Source organism: Methylobacterium sp. J-001 (assembly GCF_022829565.1).
GTDB lineage: Bacteria > Pseudomonadota > Alphaproteobacteria > Rhizobiales > Beijerinckiaceae > Methylobacterium.
This window is the reverse complement of sequence record NZ_JAKSYN010000210.1, coordinates 1-17,757: the sequence shown is the minus strand read 5'-3', so window position 1 is coordinate 17,757 and position 17,757 is coordinate 1. Positions and strand designations below refer to the sequence as shown.

Sequence of the window (17,757 nt, the reverse complement as noted above, 5' to 3'; positions counted from 1 at the left end):
CGCCGCGTGTGGAACCTTAGCCGTATGGCAGGCATTGCATTGCTGCTAAGCTCACCGCGATCCGCGACGATCACGGCCGACGGCCGGACCGGATGCACAAGGGAGATCAGGGGACCATGAAGAAGCTGACCGCAGCCGCCCTCGCCACCATCGCCGCCCTGTCGCTGGGCGCTTGCAACACCCCGGAGGACCGGGCTCTGGGCGGCGCCGGCCTCGGCGCGCTCACCGGTGCGGCCATTGGCGCCGCCGCCACGGGCCGGGCGGGCGGCGCGCTGGCGGGTGCCGCGATCGGCGGCGCCGGCGGCGCCATCGTGGGCGCCTCGACCGCGCCGCGCTGCCCCTACGGCACCTACCGCGACGCCTACGGCAACATCTACTGCCGCTAAAGCGCCCAGAGCGGGGGCCGGGCGCGTCCCGGCCCTTCCGCGCCGCCTGAGGAGCGGCTATCCCGGCCCCCGGCCGGGCGCGTCCCCGGCGCGGGACGCAAAGCCGTCGACCATGATCGCACCGAGTCCACGATCCCGTTCGGGATCGCCCCGCCCATGAGCCAGGAGGCCAAGCCGCAGGGCAAGCCTCAGGGGCCCTGGGGCAAGCTCGGGGGTGCCGGGCTCGGGCTCGCCGTCGGCGGTCCCCTCGGGGCGCTGATCGGCGGCGTCGCCGGCCATTTTCTGGTCGACCGAATCGGCGCACCCTTCGGGCCGACGCCCCGCGACGTGGTGTTCACGACCGGGCTGGTGGCCCTCGCCGCCAAGATGGCCAAGTCCGACGGCGTCGTGCTGCCCTCCGAGGTCGAGGCGTTCGGCCGGGTCGTTCACGTCGAAGACTCGGCGCGGGCTGGCGTCGAGCGCCTGTTCGATCTGGCGAAGAAAACAACCAGCGGCTTCGAAGCCTATGCCCGCCAACTCGCGGCGACCTTCGGCGACGAGCCTGCCCTCCTCGAGGATGTACTCGACGGCCTGTTCCAGATCGCCGGCGCCGATGGGGCCCTCCACGAGGCCGAGGAGCGCTACCTGCGCGCCGTGTCGGGGATCTTCGGCTTCGACGAGACCGCCTTCCAACGCATCGCGGCTCGGCACGTGCGGCTGCCGGACGACCCCTACGCAGTGCTCGGGCTCGACCGCGACGCCGACGAGGCGGCCGTGAAGGCGCGCCACCGGGCGCTGGTGGCCGAGCACCATCCCGACCGGGCGCTCGCCCGGGGCCTCCCGGCCGAGGCGGTGACGATCGCCACAAAGAGGCTGGCGGCCATCAACGCCGCTTATGACCGGATCGTGCAGGAGCGCGGGTAGCGGTGAGCACCTCAGGCCGCAGGGTCGGAGCAGGTGACGAGCCGCACCGGATACCGGGGGGCATGCCGATCCTCGGAGACGAACGTCGCGTCTTCACTGATCGCCCGCGCGACGAGCAGGTGATCGAACGGATCGCGATGATCGGGGTGCTTCGGCAGGCTGCTGAGCACCGCAAGATGTGCTGGTTGAATGTCCAATCGGACGAACTGGTCCTGCACGAGGGCTGCATCGATCTCCGCGATATCGGCCTGCAGCTTGCCGATCCGGACCTTGACGACGATTTCCCAGAGCGTGGCGACGCTGACCAGCACGTCGTTGCCGGGATCCGCGATCAGTGCACGCGCTTGGTGCCCAAGAGCGTCGCTGTCACCGAGCCACCAGAGAAGCGCGTGCGTGTCGAGCAGGAGCCTCACGGCTCCTCGCCCTGCATCGACGCTAGCACCTCCGGCGGGAGGGTGTCGAAATCGTGGGCCATGCGGATCCGGCCGCGGAGCGTCCCGGGCGTCCGGGCTGCCCGAATCGCTTCAGCGGGCGGTCGAATCTCGGCAAAGACCTCGCCGCGCGCCGTGACCAGGAACGTGTTGCCGTCCCGGGCCTCGCGCAGGAAAGCGTCGAGGTTGCCGCGAAACGTCTTGACGCCGATGCGCCGGGGCGCCGCCTTGTCCCGTACCGGGCCGGCCATCGTCGACCTCCGCTGTTGCCCTGCATGTGGGCGCATCGTCCGAACGCCGTCAATGACGCGTCCGCGCGATCCGGAACTTTCGACGGCGCATCCGGGCGTGAACCATGGCACAAACCGGCCATGACGCTGACCCCGGACAGCCCCCTCGCCCGCCGCGTCGCGCCCTCGCCGAATCATGGCGAGCGCCGCGGCCCGCCCCCCGACATGCTGATCCTGCACTATACCGGCATGGAGAGCGGGGCCGCCGCCCTGGCGCGGCTGCGCGATCCGCTGAGCGAGGTTTCGGCCCACTATCTCGTGTTCGAGGATGGCGGCATCGTCCAGATGGTGCCCGAGGCGCGCCGCGCCTGGCACGCGGGCCGGGGCGCCTGGAAGGGCGTCACCGACCTCAATTCCCGTTCGATCGGGATCGAGATCGTCCATCCGGGCCATGCCGGCGGGCTGCCGCCCTACCCGGAGGCGCAGGTCGCCGCGGTGATCGCGCTCGCCCGGGACATCCTGGAACGCTGGCCGATCCCGCCCGAGCGGATCCTGGCCCATTCCGACGTGGCGCCCGAGCGCAAGGAGGATCCGGGCGAGACGTTTCCGTGGGACCGCCTCGCCGCGGAGGGTGTCGGCCACAGCGTGCCGCCGGCCCGCCTGCGGGACGGACGGTTCTTCGCGCAGGGCGATGCCGGACAGCCCGTCGAGGCGCTGCAGGCGATGTTCGCGCTCTACGGCTACGACCTGCCGCTGACCGGTGTCTTCGACGCGCGCACGCATGCGGTCGTCACGGCGTTCCAGCGCCATTTCCGCCAGGCACGGGTGGACGGGGTGGCCGACGCCTCGACCATCACCACCCTGCGCGACCTGATCGCCGCCCTGCCGACACGAGGCTGAAATTCCCGAGGTTTCCAAAGGGCTCAGCCCTTTGGGGGGTGGCGGGGGCGGAGCCCCCAAGACACCAGGCTCTCCCCGGACCCGCAAAAGGTCTCGACCTTTTGAAACCTGGACGTCAGGCGCGGTGGGCGCCCGCCTCCTGGCGTGCCGAGCCGGAGACCGCGGGGGCCGGGGCGTCGCTGCGGGTGCGCCACAGGCTGTAGAGCACGCCGATCGCCAGCAACGACAGGGTCACCACCAGGGAGACCCAGGGCTGCACGTGGATCAGCCCGAACGTGTCGGCGACCACGATCTTGGCGCCGATGAAGATCAGGATGAAGGCGAGCGCGGTTTTGAGATAGGCGAACCGGTCGACCATCGCGGCAAGCGCGAAATAGAGGGCGCGGAGCCCCAGGATCGCGAAGATGTTGGAGGTGTAGACCACGAACGTGTCGGTGGTGATCGCGAAGATCGCGGGCACACTGTCGACGGCGAAGATCACGTCGGCGCCGTTGACCAGCACCAGAGCCAGGGCCAACGGGGTGAACCACAGGGCCTTCCGGCCGGTGGCCGGATCGGGCCGGCGGATCGCGAAATGCTGGCCATGCAGCTCGGGCGTGACCCGGAAGGTCTTCTTGATCCAGCGCACGATCGCGCTGTTCTGAAAGTCGCCTTCCTCCTCGGGACCCGAGAACAGGATCTTCAGGCCGGCGAAGATCAGGAAGGCGGCAAACAGCGACAGCACCCAGTGGACCTGGTGGACCAGGGCCGCGCCGAGGCCGATCATCAGGCCCCGCAGGAGCACGGCGGCCAGGATCCCCCAGAGCAGGACCCGGTGCTGGGCGGCGCGGGGGATGCCGAGCGCGGCCAGAATCATGGCGATGACGAAGACGTTGTCCATGGACAGCGACTTCTCGACCACGAGGCCGGTGACGTACTCTTCACCCGCCTGAGGCCCGAGATACCACCAGATCCAGCCGCCGAAGGCGAGGCCGAGGGACAAGTAGAAGCCGGTCAGCAGCAGGCTCTCCCGCACGCCGATCTCATGCTCCTTGTCCCGGTGCAGCAGCCCGAGATCGAAGGCGAGCAGGCAGGCGATAAGAACGTGGAAGCCGAGCCACATCCACAATGGCTTGCCGAGCCATTCGACGGTGAGAACGTCCATCATGTGCGGGACCTGATGCTGATTCCGGAAGGAAAGCATCGGCTCCGACATCACGGGCGCTGAACAGCGCCCGCCAGAGGGGCCCGCAGCCGATGGGAGCGAATTAAGCGGGCGAACCGGGCGATTCAAGGGCACGGCCGTGGCGGCCGGCGGACTCCGGCTCAGCTTTCCCCGGAGAGCTTCATCAGTACCAGGCCCGAGACGATCAGCGCCGCCGCAGCGATCCGCAGCGGGCTCGCGCTCTCGCCGAGCATCAGGATGCCGAGCAGGAAGGCGCCGACCGCCCCGATACCGGTCCAGACCGTGTAGGCGGTGCCCAGCGGCAGGCTGCGCATCGCAAAGGCCAGCAGGACGAAGCTGCCGAGAGCGGCCACGACCGTCACGATGCTTGGGACGAGCGCCGTGAAGCCCGCGGAGCGCTTCATCGCGTAGGCCCAGACCACCTCCAGCAGGCCGGCCGCGAGCAGGATCACCCAAGCCAAGATTGGAGCCTCATGTCGGGATCTCGGCGGTCGGCGCGCTGCCGGGCCTCGCCGCGGGACGCTCGCCCAGCGGGCGTTCTTCCATGTAGGCGAGGAACCCGAAGGCCGCCACCAGGCCGAAGCAGGCGGCCAGGAATACCCAGCGGAAGGTCAGGGCGAGCTGCGCGGGATCGCCGCCGCGGATCAGGCTCTCGACATCGTGCCCGGTCCCGGTGGCGCCGCCCAGCACGATCGTCCCGAAGGCGGCCACGATCAGCGCGCCGCCGAGCGAGCGGAAGAAATTCATCGCCGCGGTCGCGATGCCGAGCTGGTGGGGCGCCACCGCGTTCTGAATCGCGATGGTGGAGAGCGGCAGGATCGTCCCGATCCCCATGGAGAGCAGCGCGAACAGCACCTCCATCAGCCAGAACGGCAGCGCCCGCCCCTCCAGGGCGATGACGGCGCAACAAGCGATGCTGAGGCTCATCATGGCGAGCGGCAGGCGCTTGTAGTGCCGGAACAGCAGCATCGACCGGCCCGAGAGCGTGGCCCCCGTGACGGTGCCGACCATCAGCGGCACCAGGGCCACGCCGGACTCGCTGGCGGTGAGCCCGATCACGCCCTCCAGGAAGATGGGCACGTAGATGGTCAAGCCGATGAAGGTACCCATCGCGAAGCAGGCGGACAGGGTGGCGCTGTAGACCACTCGGTCCTTCAGCACCTCCGTGGGGATCAGCGGCTCGGCCGCCGTGGCGAGCCGGGCCGCGAACCCGCCGCCCAGCACGGCCGCCAGGGCAAGCAGGCCGAGCACCGGAGCGGAGCCCCAGGGATAGCGCACGCCGCCCCAGCTCAGGGCCAGCAACAGGGTGGTCGAGCCCAGCACCAGCAGGACCGCGCCGGGATAGTCCAGCGTGTGGCGGCGCTCGTTGCGCGGCAGCAGCTTCAGCTTGGCGTTGGTCAGCGCGAAGGCGAGAAAGCCGATCGGCAGGTTGATCCAGAAGATCAGCGACCAGTGCAGGTGCTGGGCGAAGAAGCCTCCGAGCAGGGGGCCCGCCACCGAGGCTGCCACGAACACGCCGGCGATCACCACCTGGTAGCGCGCCCGCTCCTTGGGCGCCATGATGTCGGCCAGGATGGTCTGCGACAGGGCGATCAGCCCGCCGCCGCCGATGCCCTGGAGGCCGCGCGCCAGCGCCAGGGTCACCATGGTGGGGGCCACCGCGCAGGCGAGCGAGCCGAGCACGAAGGTCGCGATGGCGATCAGCAGCATGATCCGCCGGCCGTGGATGTCGGACAGCTTGCCGTAGAGCGGCGTCACCGCCGTGGAGGCCAGCAGGTAGGCCGTGACGATCCAGGGGAGGTTTGCGGCATCGCCGAGAGCGAGCCCGATGGTCGGCATCGCGGTGGCCACGATGGTCTGGTCGAGGGCCGCGAGCAGCATCGCGGTCATCAGGCCGAACACGATCGCGCGGATCTCGAGGGGGCTGAGGCGCTCCCGGGCGGCGGCGGGGGCTGGCTGCGCCTGGATCCCGGTGACGGCGATGGGAGGGCCCACGTATCTTGACCTTTGGTCCGAGCTGCACGGCCGTCCGCCTCCGTGTGGAATGGACAGCTCGGCGAGAGGGATAAGTGCGCCGACGGCCCTCGGATACGAAGGTCGTCCATCTCCGCGAGGCGGAGAACGGAGAAGAACCTATCTGTGTCGCATTTTGGTTCCTACAGCTTCACGGGTGAACCTGCACGGCGCGTAGCGCACGCCTTTGCGTCCCGCCTCCTCCCAGCCCTTCCGGCTTGACAGGCAGAGGCGGTCTGCCCCTCTCCAGGCGGATGCCGGACGACACACACAACATCGCCCAAGAGGTGACCATCGTGGGCGGCGGGCCGGCCGGGCTGGCTGCGGCCGAGGTGCTGGCGCAGGCCGGCCGTGCGGTCACGGTCTACGACCGGATGCCGTCGGTGGGCCGCAAGCTGCTGATCGCCGGGCGCGGCGGCCTCAACCTCACCCACAGCGAGCCGCGCGCGGATTTCCTGGCCCGCTACCATCCCGCCGGCCATCTCGACGCGGCCATCGCGGCCTTCCCCCCGGAGGCGCTGCGGGATTGGTGCGCGGAACTCGGCGAGCCCACCTTCGTGGGGTCGAGCGGGCGGGTGTTCCCGACGAGCTTCAAGGCGTTGCCACTGCTGCGGGCCTGGCTGACGCGGCTCGACCGGCTCGGCGTCCGGATCCGCACCCGCCATCGGCTCACGGCGATCGCCGAGGGGTCTTTTCATTTCGAGACGCCCGATGGCGCGGTCGAGATCCGGCCCCGGGCAGCCCTGCTGGCGCTCGGTGGGGCGAGCTGGCCGCGGCTCGGCTCGGACGGGCGCTGGGTGCCGCTCCTCGAAGGGCTGGGCGTGGAGGTCGCGCCCCTGGAGCCGGCCAATGCCGGCTTCGCGGTGGCGTGGTCCGACCTGTTCCGGGAGCGGTTTGCCGGCGCGCCCCTCAAGCGGGTGGCACTCGCCTGCGACGGCACGGCCGTGCGGGGCGAGGCGGTGATCACCCAGACCGGGATCGAGGGCGGAGCGGTCTACGCCCTGTCGCGCGTCCTGCGCACGGCGATCACCGCGCGGGGAAGCGCCCGCCTGATCGTCGACCTGCGTCCCGACCTGACCCGGGACGCTTTGGCCCGCCGCCTCGCCGAGGCGCGGCCGGGGGATTCGACCGCGACCCGTCTGCGCAAGGCCGCGGGGCTCTCGCCGGTGGCCGCGGGCCTGCTGCGCGAGGCGGCCGGTGCCCTTCCGGCCGAGCCCGAGGCGCTGGCCGGGCTGATCAAGGCCGCGCCCCTCGACCTCGTCGGCTCGGCCCCGATCGAGCGGGCGATCTCGACGGCCGGCGGGGTGCTCCTCGACGCCCTCGACGGCCGCGCCATGCTGCGCGCCCGCCCGGGCCTGTTCCTGGCCGGCGAGATGCTCGACTGGGAGGCCCCGACCGGCGGCTACCTGCTCCAGGGCGCCTTCGCGGGCGGCCGGGCCGCCGCCGCCGGGATGCTGGACTGGCTGCACGAGACCGGCGGCTGATCGGGGCCGCTCCTATCGGGTTTCCGATCGTTTGCACGGTGGCGCAGGTTTTAGCCTTCACTCGGGCGTGCAGGCGGAATTCCCCTCGCCCCGCTTGCGGGGAGAGGGCTCCGGCGACCTCGTCGTCGCCGGAGCGAGGCGGCAGCCGAGGGTGACGGGGCGGTTCAGGACGCGCGTCCTGAACCGCCCCGTCACCGCCGCTTCGGCTGCGCCTCTTGCTTCCCGCACGGACGACGAGGTCCCTGCGGGCCTCTCCCCGCATGCGGGGAGAGGGGTGAGCTCACGGCCTTCGAGAGTAAGAACGTGCCACCCGCTGCCATCACGGCCGGGTGCAGAACCCGACGATCCCCGAGGCTTCCGCCGGGCAGGTAGCGCCCTCCCCGTCATAGACCGGGGTGCCGGCCTTGAGGCAGTGGGCGGTGACCAGAAACTCCTCGGCCGGGCAGGTGACGGTGCAGCCGCCCGCGCAGTCGGACTTGCGCACGGCCCGGAGGGCGGACGCGCCGGCCTCGCCCTTTGGCCCTGCCGCGCCGACCGGGCCGGGCTCGCCCTTGATTCCGACATCGCCCTTGGGGCCTGGCTCACCCCTCGGTCCCGGCTCGCCCTGGACCCCGGCTTCGCCCTTGGGGCCCTGATCCCCTTTGGGACCCTGATCCCCCTTGGGGCCCGGGATGCCCGGAGCGCCCGGCTCACCCTTGGGGCCCTGATCGCCCTTCGGGCCCGGCTCACCCTTCAGACCCGCCTCCCCGGGCGGTCCCGCGGCACCCTGAGGGCCGGGCGGGCCCGGGGGACCCTCGGCGGCGCAGTTGGCGACCACGGCCTCGCGCTCGTCCGGCTCGGCCTTGAGGGTCACTACGCAGGTCGGCGGCCGGTAGGGCACCCGGAAGGTGAAGCGCCCGCGCCGGTCGGCCTGGATCGAGATGTCGTCGTCCAGGACCACGATCGCCCCGGGCTTGCGCACCGAGCCCGAGATCCGCAGGTCGCCGGCCTCGATCCGGGCGTCGTAGATCATGATCGGCTGGCTTGGGACCGGGGCCTGCCGGGGTCTCGGCCTGGCTTGGCGCGGGCGTGGCTCGGAGGATGGGGCGGGGCCGGGATCGGACGGCTGCTGGGCGAAGGCCGCTCCGGAGAGGGCGAGCAGGATCGTCAAGGCGAGGGCTGGGCGCATGCTCGGACCGTGTCCGCCGCGTCTGGCGCGCGGCCACCGACTTGTGGTCCCGGGCCGTGGAGACGGTCAACCGTGGCTTTGGTCGCGGGCGGCCCGGCCGATTCCACAGGCGTCCACATTCATCCACAGGCCAAGCCGCTGCCCCAGCGTCCGATTCCGCGACCCCACGGAATCGGTTTGAACATGTTCCTGTTATGTTCCTATCGTCCGGCATGATCGGAGCACGCGGAGATGGGGCCGGACCCTGCGAACCAGACCGGGCGGGATCCCGCTTTGGGAAGCCCCCGGGAGCGGCTGGCGGCCCTGCGGGCGCGCCTCGCGGGTCCGGGCGGCCCGGCGGCCCCGCCCCCAGTCCTGCCCTTGGGACTGCCGGCGATCGACGCACACCTGCCCGGCGGCGGCCTGGCGCTCGGGCCGCCGCACGAGATTGCCCCGATGGAGCCTGCGGACGCCGTCGCAGCCCTGGGTTTCGCCCTGGCGCTCTGTGCCGGCCGGCTTGCCCGGACGCAAGGTGCGGCGCTGATCGCCGCGGCGCCGAACCAGTCCCTGCCCCACGGCCATGGATTGGCCGGTCTCGGCCTCGATCCGGCCCGGTTGCTGCTGCTGGAAGCAGGCAGCGACGCGGAGGTGTTTCGCGCGCTCGAGGCGGCGCTCCACGCCCGGGCCCTGCCGGTGCTGGTCGGCCTACTGGCGGACGGCCTGCCGTTGAAGCCGGGCCGGCGCCTGCAACTCGCTGCCGAAGGCGACGCGCCGCCGCTCCTGCTGATCCTCCGGCCCGCCGAGGCCGGGCTGCCCAACGGCGCCGCCACCCGCTGGCGGATCGCCTCGGCTCCGGCCGCCCGGGACCGGTTCGGGACCCTGGACAACCCGCGCTGGCAGGTGCGGCTCGAGCGATGCCGCAACGGCCGCGGTGGCGACTGGCTTCTGGAGTGGGACCATGCCGCGCATCGTCTGCGTCTGCCTGAGCCACTGGCCCGTGACGCGGCTGCGGCGGGCCGGTCTCGCGCCTGACCGGGGCCCGCTCGCGGTGGCGGCCGAGGGGCCCGGTGGCCTGCGGCTCCTTGCCGTCGATCCGGAGGCGTCCGCCCTGGGCTTGAGGCCCGGCGAGCTCCTGGGCCGGGTCCGGGCGCGGGTCGGCGTGCCGATCCAAGTCTACCCCGCCGATGCCGAATCCGATCGGTCCGCGCTCCTGCGGCTCTGCCGGTGGGCGGAGGGCTACGCCCCGGTGGTGGCACCGTTCGGGCCGGCCGAGGCGGCGGACGGGTTTTACGTCGACATCGCCGGGGCGAGCCACCTGCGCGGCGGCGAGGGGCCGCTCGTGGACGATCTGGCCGGGCGTCTGGCGCGGTCGAAGATTCCCGCCCGGATCGCGCTGGCCGACACCCCCGGCGGCGCCTTCGCGCTGGCCCGCCACGGAGCTGCCGACCGGGTGGTCGTGCCCCCCGGTGAGGCCGCCCAGGCCCTGGGGGCGCTGCCCGTGGAGGCCCTGCGCCTCGATCCCGGCACGGTCTCGGGCCTGCGGCGGCTCGGCCTGCGCCGGGTCGGCGAAGTCGATGCCCTGGCCCGGGGGCCGCTGGCCCGCCGCTTCGGCGAGGCCCTGCTGCTCCGCCTCGATCAGGCGATGGGTCGGCGTCCGGAGCCCCTGGCGCCGCTCACCGAGGAGGCCGCGTACCGGGCCGCCCGGGGCTTCCTCGACCCGATCGGTCGGCAATCGGACATTGTGATCACCGCCCGGCTGCTGATGGCGGAGATCGCCCCCCGGCTGGAGCGGGACGGGGTCGGCGCCTGTGCGCTACGCCTCGTGCTGCACCGGGTCGACGGGGTGATGCGCGTCCTCGATCTCGGCCTGTCCCGGCCCGAGCGTTGCCCCGAGCGCGTCGCCGCCCTGGTCTCCCTGCGCCTCGACCGCCTCGGCGCCGGTCTCGATGCCGGCTTCGGCTTCGAGACCGTGGACCTGACCGTCACGGTGGCCGGCGCCCTGTCGGCCCGCCAGACGGAACTCGGCGCGGCGCCCCAAGGGGACGGGATCGGCTTCCTGGCCGATGCCCTGGCGCAGCGTCTCGGCCGGCCGCTCCTGCGCCTCGGGGCACAGGCGCGCCACATCCCGGAGCGGGCCGTCCACACCCTCCCGTGGACCGCCGATCCGCCCCCCTGGCCGGACCACCTCCCCTCCCGGCCCCTGGTGCTGTTCCCCCGGGGCGAGGCCGCCCTCGACGTTCTCTCCACGGTGCCGGAGGGACCACCCCGACGCTTCCTCTGGCGCGCCCGGATCCACCGGGTCGCCCATGCCGAGGGACCCGAGCGGATCGCGGCGGAGTGGTGGCGCGTGCCCGGAACGGCCGCCGATGGGGAGTCCGGCGGAGCCTCCGATCAGGCCCGGGACTATTACCGGGTCGAGTGCGAGGCCGGCCGCAGGCTCTGGCTGTACCGGGACGGGCCGCATGCCCCCGGCCGCCCGGCCGCCTGGTTCGTCCACGGGCTGTTTCCATGACCGGCTCCGCGGAGCCGGGACTCCGGTACGCCGAGCTCGCCCTCACCACGAATTTCTCGTTCCTGCGCGGCGCCTCGCATCCGCAGGAATACGTCGTGCAGGGGGCGGCCTACGGGCTTGCGGCGATCGGGATCGCCGACCGCAACACCGTGGCCGGGGTGGTGCGGGCGCATGCGGCGGCGCAGGCGCTGGAGGCGGAAGGCTTGAAGATCCGCGTCCTGCCCGGCGTGCGCCTCGTCACCGAGGACGGGTTCGAGGCCGTGACCTATCCCGCGGACCGGCAGGCCTGGGGCCGCCTCTGCCTGCTGCTCACCCGGGGCAACCGGCGCAGCCGCAAGGGCGAATGCCGCTTCACCTTCGCCGAGATGCTGGAGGCGGCCGAGGGGCAGATGTTCATCGTCATGCCACCAGGCCGGCGCCTGCGCCCCCCGGACGGCTTTCTGGGCCGGCTCGAAGCCCTGGCCGCGGCCGCCCCAGGCCGGACCTGGCTCGGGGCGAGCCATGCGCGGCGCGGCGACGAGCGCCGCCGTCTCGGATTCCTCGCCGAGCTGGGCGAGACCTACGGGGCGCCCATGGTCGCGGTCTCGGATGCGCTCTACCACCATCCCGAACGGCGCCCGCTCCAGGACGTGGTGGCCTGCATCCGCGAGCGCTGCCGGATCACGCAAGCCGGCTACCGCCTGGAGGCCAATGCCGAGCGACACCTGAAGCCGCCGGACGAGATGGCCCGGCTGTTCGCCGACCATCCGGAGGCGCTGGCCCGAACGGTCGAGATCGCGCAGGCCTGCACCTTTTGCCTGTCGCAGCTGCACTACGAATATCCCGACGAGCCGGTGCCGCCGGGCCGCACGCCGCAGGCATACCTGGAGGAGAAGACCTGGGAGCGGGCGCTCTGGCGCTATGCCGGCGACATCCCGGCCGCGGTCGAGGCGACGCTCCATGAGGAGCTGCGGCTCATCGCGAAGATGGACTACGCCCGCTACTTCCTGACCCTGTTCGACGTGGTCGAGTTCGCCCGGAGCAAGGGGATCCTGTGCCAGGGCCGCGGCTCGGCGGCCAATTCTGCCGTGTGCTTCTGCCTCGGCATCACGGCCGTGGACCCGTCCAAGCACCGGCTGCTGTTCGCCCGGTTCATCTCCGAGAACCGGGGCGAGCCCCCCGACATCGACGTCGATTTCGAGCACGAGCGCCGCGAGGAGGTGATCCAGCACCTCTACGACCGCTACGGCCGAGACCGGGCCGCCCTCTGCGCCACGGTGATCCATTACCGCCCGCGCATGGCGATCCGCGAGGTCGGCAAGGTGCTGGGGCTCACCGAGGACGTGACCGCGGCGATCGCCGACACGGTCTGGGGCTCCTGGGGCAAGGACGTGCCGGACAAGCACGTGCGCGAGGCCGGCCTCGACCCCGACAACCCGATGCTCCGGCAGGCCCTCGATCTCGCGCACCAGCTGATCGGCTTCCCGCGCCACCTGTCGCAGCATGTCGGCGGCTTCATCCTGACCCGCGGGCGGCTCGACGAGACCGTGCCGGTGGGCAACGGCGCCATGGCGGACCGCACCTTCATCGAGTGGGACAAGGACGACATCGACGCGATCGGCCTGATGAAGGTCGACGTGCTGGCGCTCGGCATGCTGACCTGCCTCAAGCGCGGCCTCGATTTTCTAGAGAAGGACCACGGCGCCTTCTACGAGACCCTCGCCGACCTGCCGCAGGAGGATCCCGACACCTACGCGATGCTGGCGAAGGCCGATTCCGTCGGCGTGTTCCAGGTCGAAAGCCGGGCGCAGATGTCGATGCTGCCGCGCCTCAAGCCGAAGGCGTTCTACGATCTCGTGGTCCAGGTGGCGATCGTGCGCCCCGGCCCGATCCAGGGCGACATGGTCCATCCCTACCTGCGGCGGCGGTCGGGACAGGAGCCGGTGGTCTATCCGGCCCCGCATCCGGACCACGGGCCGGCGGACGAGCTGCACGCGGTGCTGCACCAGACCTACGGCGTGCCGCTGTTCCAGGAGCACGCGATGCAGATCGCCATCACGGCCGCCGGCTTCACCCCGGCGGAGGCCGACGGGCTGCGCCGGGCGATGGCGACCTTCCGGCATGTCGGCTCGATCGGCGGCTTCGAGGAAAAATTCGTCGGCGGCATGACCGGCCGCGGCTACCCGGCGGATTTCGCAGAGCGCTGCTTCGCGCAGATCAAGGGCTTCTCCACCTACGGCTTTCCGGAGAGCCACGCGGCGAGCTTCGCGCTCCTGGTCTACGCCTCCGCCTGGATGAAGTGCCGGCACCCGGACGTGTTCCTGGCCGCGATCCTCAACGCCCAGCCGATGGGCTTCTACCAGCCGGCCCAGCTGGTGCGCGACGCCCGCGCCCACGGGGTCGAGGTGCGGGGCGTCTGCGTCAATGCCAGCGCCTGGGACTGCACCCTGGAGCCGGCCGGGGATCCGAAGCGGCACGCGGTGCGCCTCGGCTTGCGACAGGTGAGCGGCCTGCCCGAGGCCGCGATGCACCGGCTCGTCCGGCTGCGCGCCAACGGCTATGCCAGCATCGAGGGCCTGCAAGCTGCCCTGGCCTTGCCGCGCAACGCCCTGGAGCGCCTGGCCGAGGCGGACGCCTTCCGGTCGCTGGGCCTCGACCGGCGCGCCGCCCTGTGGATGGTACGCACGCTGGAGGGCACCTCCTCCCGCAAGGCCGCCAAGGCGGACGGGACCGAGCGCCGCGGCCATCTCCTCGATGCGCCGCTGCCGCTCTTCGCCTGGCACGCCGATGACGGCCTGTTCCGGCACGAGCCGCAGGTGGATTTGCCGTCCCTGCCCCTGTCCGAGGCGGTGGCCGAGGATTACGCCGCCACCGGCCTGTCGCTCCAGGGGCACCCGGTCGCGTTCTTCCGGGGCCGGCTGGCCCGGATCGGCGCGATCCCGGCCCGGGCCCATTGCGACCCAGCCCTGCCCCAGGGCGCCCGGGTCACGGTGGCGGGCCTCGTGCTGATCCGCCAGCGGCCGGGCACCGCCAAGGGCGTGGTGTTCCTGACCCTGGAGGACGAGACCGGCATCGCCAACGTGATCATCTGGAAGACGGTGTTCGAGGCCAACCGCCGGGCCGCCATGCAGGCCCGCTTTCTCGCCGTGCGCGGTCGGGTCCAGCGGGCCGAGGGGGTGGTCCATCTGGTCGCCGAGGGGTTTCGCGACCTCACGGAGTCCTTGCGCGACCTGCGCGCCGCCGGGATGCGGCTGCCCCCCGAGACCACGGATTTCGGCGCGCCCCCGGACCGGCGGATGTATCCGAGCCGGGATTTCCATTGAGCGGCCTGCGTGAGGGGCCTCACCGTCCGTACACGTGCCGCGAAGCGATCCGATGGACGAAATCCGGCGCCTGGTCCCATCCGGTGCCGACCCAACTCGGTCGCTCCAGCGACGGCACGCGCATCCTGAAAGCAGTCCGGCCACGATGCAGGCAACCCCGCCTCGCACCGCGGCCCAGCCGCCCGTCCGTGGTCATGTCGATCGACGTCGGCGCGTCAAAGGCTCATCTGGGGGGCCAAAGCGGTCATTCGCTTCGCTTGCGACGTTTTCGCACTTGGCAGACCGCACAGACGCATTTGGGTTGCCCTATCAAGGTGCCCCTATACAATACTCGTCCTTGAATAAGCTGGCTGATTCAGGATTTGGCTCGTTGAGTGCGGATGACACGACGGCTGAAAAGGGCCTGCCGTACTTCTTTCTGAAGACCTCAGGCCTGCCCCCCGGAGAAGCCTTCGAGCGATGGCGCACGCTCTGTGCGCCGATGTACGAGATCAGTCCGACCACACCATCCGCCCCGCTGCCGTTCGGCAGCAACATCACCTACCAGATCGGCGATCTCGTCACCCAGCGTTCGCTCCTTTCGACCCAGCGGATCCGGCGGGACCGCCGACGCGTCGACGCCGGTCCCGACCACTACATGGTCCAACTCTACCGATCCGGCCGTTTCCAGGGCGATGTCGGCGCCAAAGCGCTCTCGGCGACGCGGGGCACCGTAACCTTCATCGGTCGCCGTCAAGTGCTCGACGGCATGATCGACCGAGCCGACTTCATTGGCATCGCCGTACCCCGCACGCGCCTCCACGGGCTGCCCTTGGAGAAGCAAGATCTGCTCTTCGATGCGGCCCGAAACCGGCTCCTGGCCGCACGCATTCTGGACATCTACCGCCAATTGCCGACGACACGCGCTGATGCGGCGCCCGCTCTCGCCGATGCGTTCGTGGCCCTCCTGCACCGCGTCCTCGATACCTCGCAGGCCTCGGATGTGCTGGAAGGCCGCGAACTCGACGGCGGCCTGTTCGCGCTGGCCAGGACGGTCGTGCAGGAACACCTGTCGCGGCCCACCCTATCGCCCGAGTTCATCGCCGGGCAGATGCAGATCTCCCGGACCACACTCTACCGGCTGTTCGAGCCGGAGGGTGGCGTGATGCACTTCGTGCAAGGCCAGCGCCTGGAGGCGGTGCGGGACGCCCTTGCCGATCCGATGGAGAAGCGCACGATCAGCCGGTTAGCCGAGGTGTTCGCTTTCAACACGATCTCGCAGCTCAGCCGCAGCTTCCGCAACCGCTACGGCGTCCCACCCCGGGCTTGGCGCGGTGAGCGCCGGGTGGCCCAACGGATCGGCGCTCAGGGGACGGAGCAACATGTCTGGAAGTGGCTGCGCGAAACGTGATGACCGCATCCGGGTGACTGACAGGCGCCAGGAGCCGACGCGCGAGGCTGCTCCCGAGATCGGCCAAAGGTCATGACAGTGTGTTGAGCGACGTCCGCTTCGAACCCTTTGGTGCTGGCAAGCGGACCGTCCTGAACCCCCCCGAGCCGTCATGCCGGAAGCGACCCAACCCGGTCGCCGTCGGTGGATCGGAGCATTCTCGGAAGCGGATCCAGGTCGCGTCTTTATCGAGAAGTCCTCGTCTCCGCAGCACGCAAGTCGGGGCCGACGTCTGAAGCATAGGCATTGATGATCCCGGCCAGCAGACCGGGAAAGCGTGCCTCCACCTCGATCCAGCGGGAATGGTTGCGCACCTCGACGCCGTGACGTTCGCTGCGGATCAAACCGGCCTCGCGCAGAACCTTGAAGTGGTTGGACAACGAGGATTTTGGGATGACCCGGTCCCCGACGGCCGAGACGGCTGAACAGGCCTCGACACAGCCAGCCTGCATGATTTTGGCGAAGATGGCCGCGCGGCTCGGATCGGCGAGCGCGTGCAGGATCGCCTCTGGACGCACGTCTTCGATAGCTGGGTGAAACAGGGGTCTCATATTTCGTCCATATGGGGTCTTGAACGACGCTCCGTTAGTTCCGAAGTTCCGAACTATGGGTCAAGGGCTGCCATCCAGGAGCCCCCCATGTCGGAGATAGCACACATGTCGAAGCTTGAGGGCAAGGTCGCCGTCGTGACCGGAGCATCCAAGGGCATCGGTGCGGGGATCGCCAAAGCGTTGGCACAGGAAGGCGCCGCTGTGGTGGTGAACTACGCGTCCAGCAGGGCCGGGGCTGACGCCGTCGTGGCGGCAATCACCTCGGCCGGCGGCAGGGCCATCGCTGTCCAGGGCGACGTGTCCAAAGCCTCTGAGGCGCAGGGTTTGATCGAGGCGGCGGTGCGAGAGTTCGGGCGGCTCGACGTGCTGGTCAACAACTCCGGCATCTACGAGTTTGCGGCGATCGAGGAGGTCACCGAGGAACACTATCGCCGCCAGTTCGACGTCAACGTGCTCGGCATTCTGCTGTCGACGCGAGCGGCCGCGAAGCATCTCGGCGAAGGCGCGAGCATCGTCAACATCTCATCGGCGATCACGCACGTGCATACGCCGGCGGCGGCGGTCTACGCGGGTACGAAGGGCGCGGTGAACGCGATCTCGGGCGTCCTCGCCAATGAGTTGGCCCCGCGCAAGATACGCGTGAACGTGGTCAGCCCCGGCTACGTGGTGACCGAAGGCACCCACACGGCCGGCATCTCTGGCTCGGAGATGGAGGCCGGGATGGTCGCGCAGACACCGCTCGGCCGCGCCGGCCACCCGGATGACATCGCGGGCGTCGTGACGTTCCTCGCGTCCGATGACGCGCGCTGGCTTACCGGCGAGAACATTACCGCCAGCGGCGGTATCCGCTGATACACAACAACTATACCTGCGCGCACGAGCCAGACAGACTGCGCGCAGGAGCGCAACGCAGGACGAGCGTTGTCGACCTACATCAACCATTCGATAGCGTCTGCTTTGCGGTCTCTCGTCCGGAAGCAGACCTTCGGCTTTCCACCCCGTGCAGACGGCGCCGAGCATCCGGTTTCACCCACGCTGGTCCCTCCTGCGACGGCGGGACCAGCTGTCGACCCGAATCCCATCCCTTGACAATGTTCCTATTTTGTGCTCATTAGCCGTCACCTGTCCCTCGGTGCTTCGGGCGCGATCCCGGTGCGCTCTTCGGGGGTCCGTCCGGGGGCTGACCGGCGGGCTCGGGGGATGGGGCGGTGCCCGCGTCGGTGGCTCTCAGCCGCCATCGCCCCGGGCGGCGAACCGATGCGGGGCGTGTCTCGGATGCGGGCGTGAGGTCGGGCGGCAGTTTG

At 70.9% G+C, this 17,757-nt stretch carries 16 protein-coding genes; 9 read left to right on the top strand and 7 right to left on the bottom strand.

Annotated features, from left to right (window positions below; genetic code table 11):
• Positions 1-116: 116 nt before the first annotated feature.
• Complete coding sequence (locus MKK65_RS27465; RefSeq protein WP_007560631.1) at positions 117-386, top strand: hypothetical protein; 270 nt, start codon at positions 117-119, stop codon at positions 384-386.
• A gap of 156 nt (positions 387-542) precedes the next feature.
• Positions 543-1,289 carry a TerB family tellurite resistance protein gene (locus MKK65_RS27460; RefSeq protein ID WP_243961314.1) on the top strand — a complete coding sequence of 249 codons (747 nt, stop codon included), beginning with the start codon at positions 543-545 and terminating at the stop codon, positions 1,287-1,289.
• An 11-nt stretch (positions 1,290-1,300) separates the two neighbouring features.
• Here MKK65_RS27460 and MKK65_RS27455 read toward each other — a convergent pair whose 3' ends face one another.
• Both MKK65_RS27455 and MKK65_RS27450 read right to left on the bottom strand, forming a co-directional pair.
• Positions 1,301-1,702, bottom strand: coding sequence for a type II toxin-antitoxin system VapC family toxin (locus MKK65_RS27455; RefSeq protein WP_243961312.1), 402 nt, complete (start codon positions 1,700-1,702; stop codon positions 1,301-1,303).
• The gene (locus MKK65_RS27450) at positions 1,699-1,971 is read right to left on the bottom strand and encodes a prevent-host-death protein (RefSeq protein WP_243961310.1); all 273 of its coding nucleotides are present in this window, start codon (positions 1,969-1,971) and stop codon (positions 1,699-1,701) included. The genes MKK65_RS27455 and MKK65_RS27450 overlap by 4 nt, the downstream gene beginning before the upstream one ends.
• 120 nt (positions 1,972-2,091) lie before the next feature.
• Here MKK65_RS27450 and MKK65_RS27445 point away from each other — a divergent pair, with 120 nt between their 5' ends.
• A complete protein-coding gene (locus MKK65_RS27445; protein ID WP_243961308.1) occupies positions 2,092-2,850 on the top strand; it encodes an N-acetylmuramoyl-L-alanine amidase in 759 nt (252 codons plus the stop codon).
• A 115-nt stretch (positions 2,851-2,965) separates the two neighbouring features.
• On the opposite strand, the gene MKK65_RS27440 is transcribed toward MKK65_RS27445, so the two are convergent.
• The 3 genes from MKK65_RS27440 to MKK65_RS27430 form a co-directional block, all read right to left on the bottom strand.
• Positions 2,966-3,997, bottom strand: coding sequence for a TerC family protein (locus MKK65_RS27440; protein WP_243961306.1), 1,032 nt, complete (start codon positions 3,995-3,997; stop codon positions 2,966-2,968).
• Positions 3,998-4,155: 158 nt separating this feature from the next.
• Positions 4,156-4,476, bottom strand: a complete 321-nt coding sequence (gene sugE / locus MKK65_RS27435) for a quaternary ammonium compound efflux SMR transporter SugE (RefSeq protein WP_243961304.1) — start codon at positions 4,474-4,476, stop codon at positions 4,156-4,158.
• A gap of 10 nt (positions 4,477-4,486) precedes the next feature.
• Complete coding sequence (locus MKK65_RS27430) at positions 4,487-6,010, bottom strand: MDR family MFS transporter (protein WP_243961302.1); 1,524 nt, start codon at positions 6,008-6,010, stop codon at positions 4,487-4,489.
• Between the two features lie 272 nt (positions 6,011-6,282).
• On the opposite strand from MKK65_RS27430, the gene MKK65_RS27425 reads away from it, so the two are divergent.
• On the top strand, positions 6,283-7,512 hold the full coding sequence (locus tag MKK65_RS27425) for a TIGR03862 family flavoprotein (protein ID WP_243961300.1): 1,230 nt from the start codon (positions 6,283-6,285) through the stop codon (positions 7,510-7,512).
• 319 nt (positions 7,513-7,831) lie between these two features.
• On the opposite strand, the gene MKK65_RS27420 is transcribed toward MKK65_RS27425, so the two are convergent.
• Positions 7,832-8,680, bottom strand: a complete 849-nt coding sequence (locus tag MKK65_RS27420; RefSeq protein WP_243961298.1) for a collagen-like protein — start codon at positions 8,678-8,680, stop codon at positions 7,832-7,834.
• A gap of 231 nt (positions 8,681-8,911) precedes the next feature.
• Here MKK65_RS27420 and MKK65_RS27415 point away from each other — a divergent pair, with 231 nt between their 5' ends.
• The 4 genes from MKK65_RS27415 (at position 8,912) to MKK65_RS27400 (ending at position 15,863) form a co-directional block, all read left to right on the top strand.
• Positions 8,912-9,691 (top strand): ImuA family protein, encoded by a 780-nt coding sequence (locus MKK65_RS27415; protein ID WP_243961296.1) that lies wholly within the window; start codon positions 8,912-8,914, stop codon positions 9,689-9,691.
• A complete protein-coding gene (locus tag MKK65_RS27410) occupies positions 9,618-11,171 on the top strand; it encodes a DUF6504 family protein (RefSeq protein ID WP_243961294.1) in 1,554 nt (517 codons plus the stop codon). Before MKK65_RS27415 ends, MKK65_RS27410 begins: the two co-directional genes overlap by 74 nt.
• On the top strand, positions 11,168-14,473 hold the full coding sequence (locus MKK65_RS27405; protein ID WP_243961293.1) for an error-prone DNA polymerase: 3,306 nt from the start codon (positions 11,168-11,170) through the stop codon (positions 14,471-14,473). Before MKK65_RS27410 ends, MKK65_RS27405 begins: the two co-directional genes overlap by 4 nt.
• Positions 14,474-14,843: 370 nt before the next feature.
• On the top strand, positions 14,844-15,863 hold the full coding sequence (locus MKK65_RS27400) for a helix-turn-helix domain-containing protein (RefSeq protein WP_243961292.1): 1,020 nt from the start codon (positions 14,844-14,846) through the stop codon (positions 15,861-15,863).
• A 224-nt stretch (positions 15,864-16,087) separates the two neighbouring features.
• Here the strand turns inward: MKK65_RS27400 and MKK65_RS27395 are convergent, their stop codons facing one another.
• Complete coding sequence (locus tag MKK65_RS27395; RefSeq protein WP_243961291.1) at positions 16,088-16,453, bottom strand: ArsR/SmtB family transcription factor; 366 nt, start codon at positions 16,451-16,453, stop codon at positions 16,088-16,090.
• A gap of 105 nt (positions 16,454-16,558) precedes the next feature.
• Between MKK65_RS27395 and MKK65_RS27390 the strand changes: the two genes are divergently transcribed.
• Positions 16,559-17,305, top strand: a complete 747-nt coding sequence (locus MKK65_RS27390; RefSeq protein ID WP_243961290.1) for a glucose 1-dehydrogenase — start codon at positions 16,559-16,561, stop codon at positions 17,303-17,305.
• Positions 17,306-17,757: the final 452 nt, after the last annotated feature.

Coding starts and splice junctions, on each gene's coding strand:
- MKK65_RS27465 (WP_007560631.1), top strand. CDS start 117: ATGAAGAAGCTGACCGCAGCCGCCCTCGCCACCATCGCCGCCCTGTCG.
- MKK65_RS27460 (WP_243961314.1), top strand. CDS start 543: ATGAGCCAGGAGGCCAAGCCGCAGGGCAAGCCTCAGGGGCCCTGGGGC.
- MKK65_RS27450 (WP_243961310.1), bottom strand. CDS start 1,971: ATGGCCGGCCCGGTACGGGACAAGGCGGCGCCCCGGCGCATCGGCGTC.
- MKK65_RS27445 (WP_243961308.1), top strand. CDS start 2,092: ATGACGCTGACCCCGGACAGCCCCCTCGCCCGCCGCGTCGCGCCCTCG.
- MKK65_RS27440 (WP_243961306.1), bottom strand. CDS start 3,997: ATGATGGACGTTCTCACCGTCGAATGGCTCGGCAAGCCATTGTGGATG.
- MKK65_RS27425 (WP_243961300.1), top strand. CDS start 6,283: ATGCCGGACGACACACACAACATCGCCCAAGAGGTGACCATCGTGGGC.
- MKK65_RS27420 (WP_243961298.1), bottom strand. CDS start 8,680: ATGCGCCCAGCCCTCGCCTTGACGATCCTGCTCGCCCTCTCCGGAGCG.
- MKK65_RS27415 (WP_243961296.1), top strand. CDS start 8,912: ATGGGGCCGGACCCTGCGAACCAGACCGGGCGGGATCCCGCTTTGGGA.
- MKK65_RS27410 (WP_243961294.1), top strand. CDS start 9,618: ATGCCGCGCATCGTCTGCGTCTGCCTGAGCCACTGGCCCGTGACGCGG.
- MKK65_RS27405 (WP_243961293.1), top strand. CDS start 11,168: ATGACCGGCTCCGCGGAGCCGGGACTCCGGTACGCCGAGCTCGCCCTC.
- MKK65_RS27395 (WP_243961291.1), bottom strand. CDS start 16,453: ATGAGACCCCTGTTTCACCCAGCTATCGAAGACGTGCGTCCAGAGGCG.
- MKK65_RS27390 (WP_243961290.1), top strand. CDS start 16,559: ATGTCGAAGCTTGAGGGCAAGGTCGCCGTCGTGACCGGAGCATCCAAG.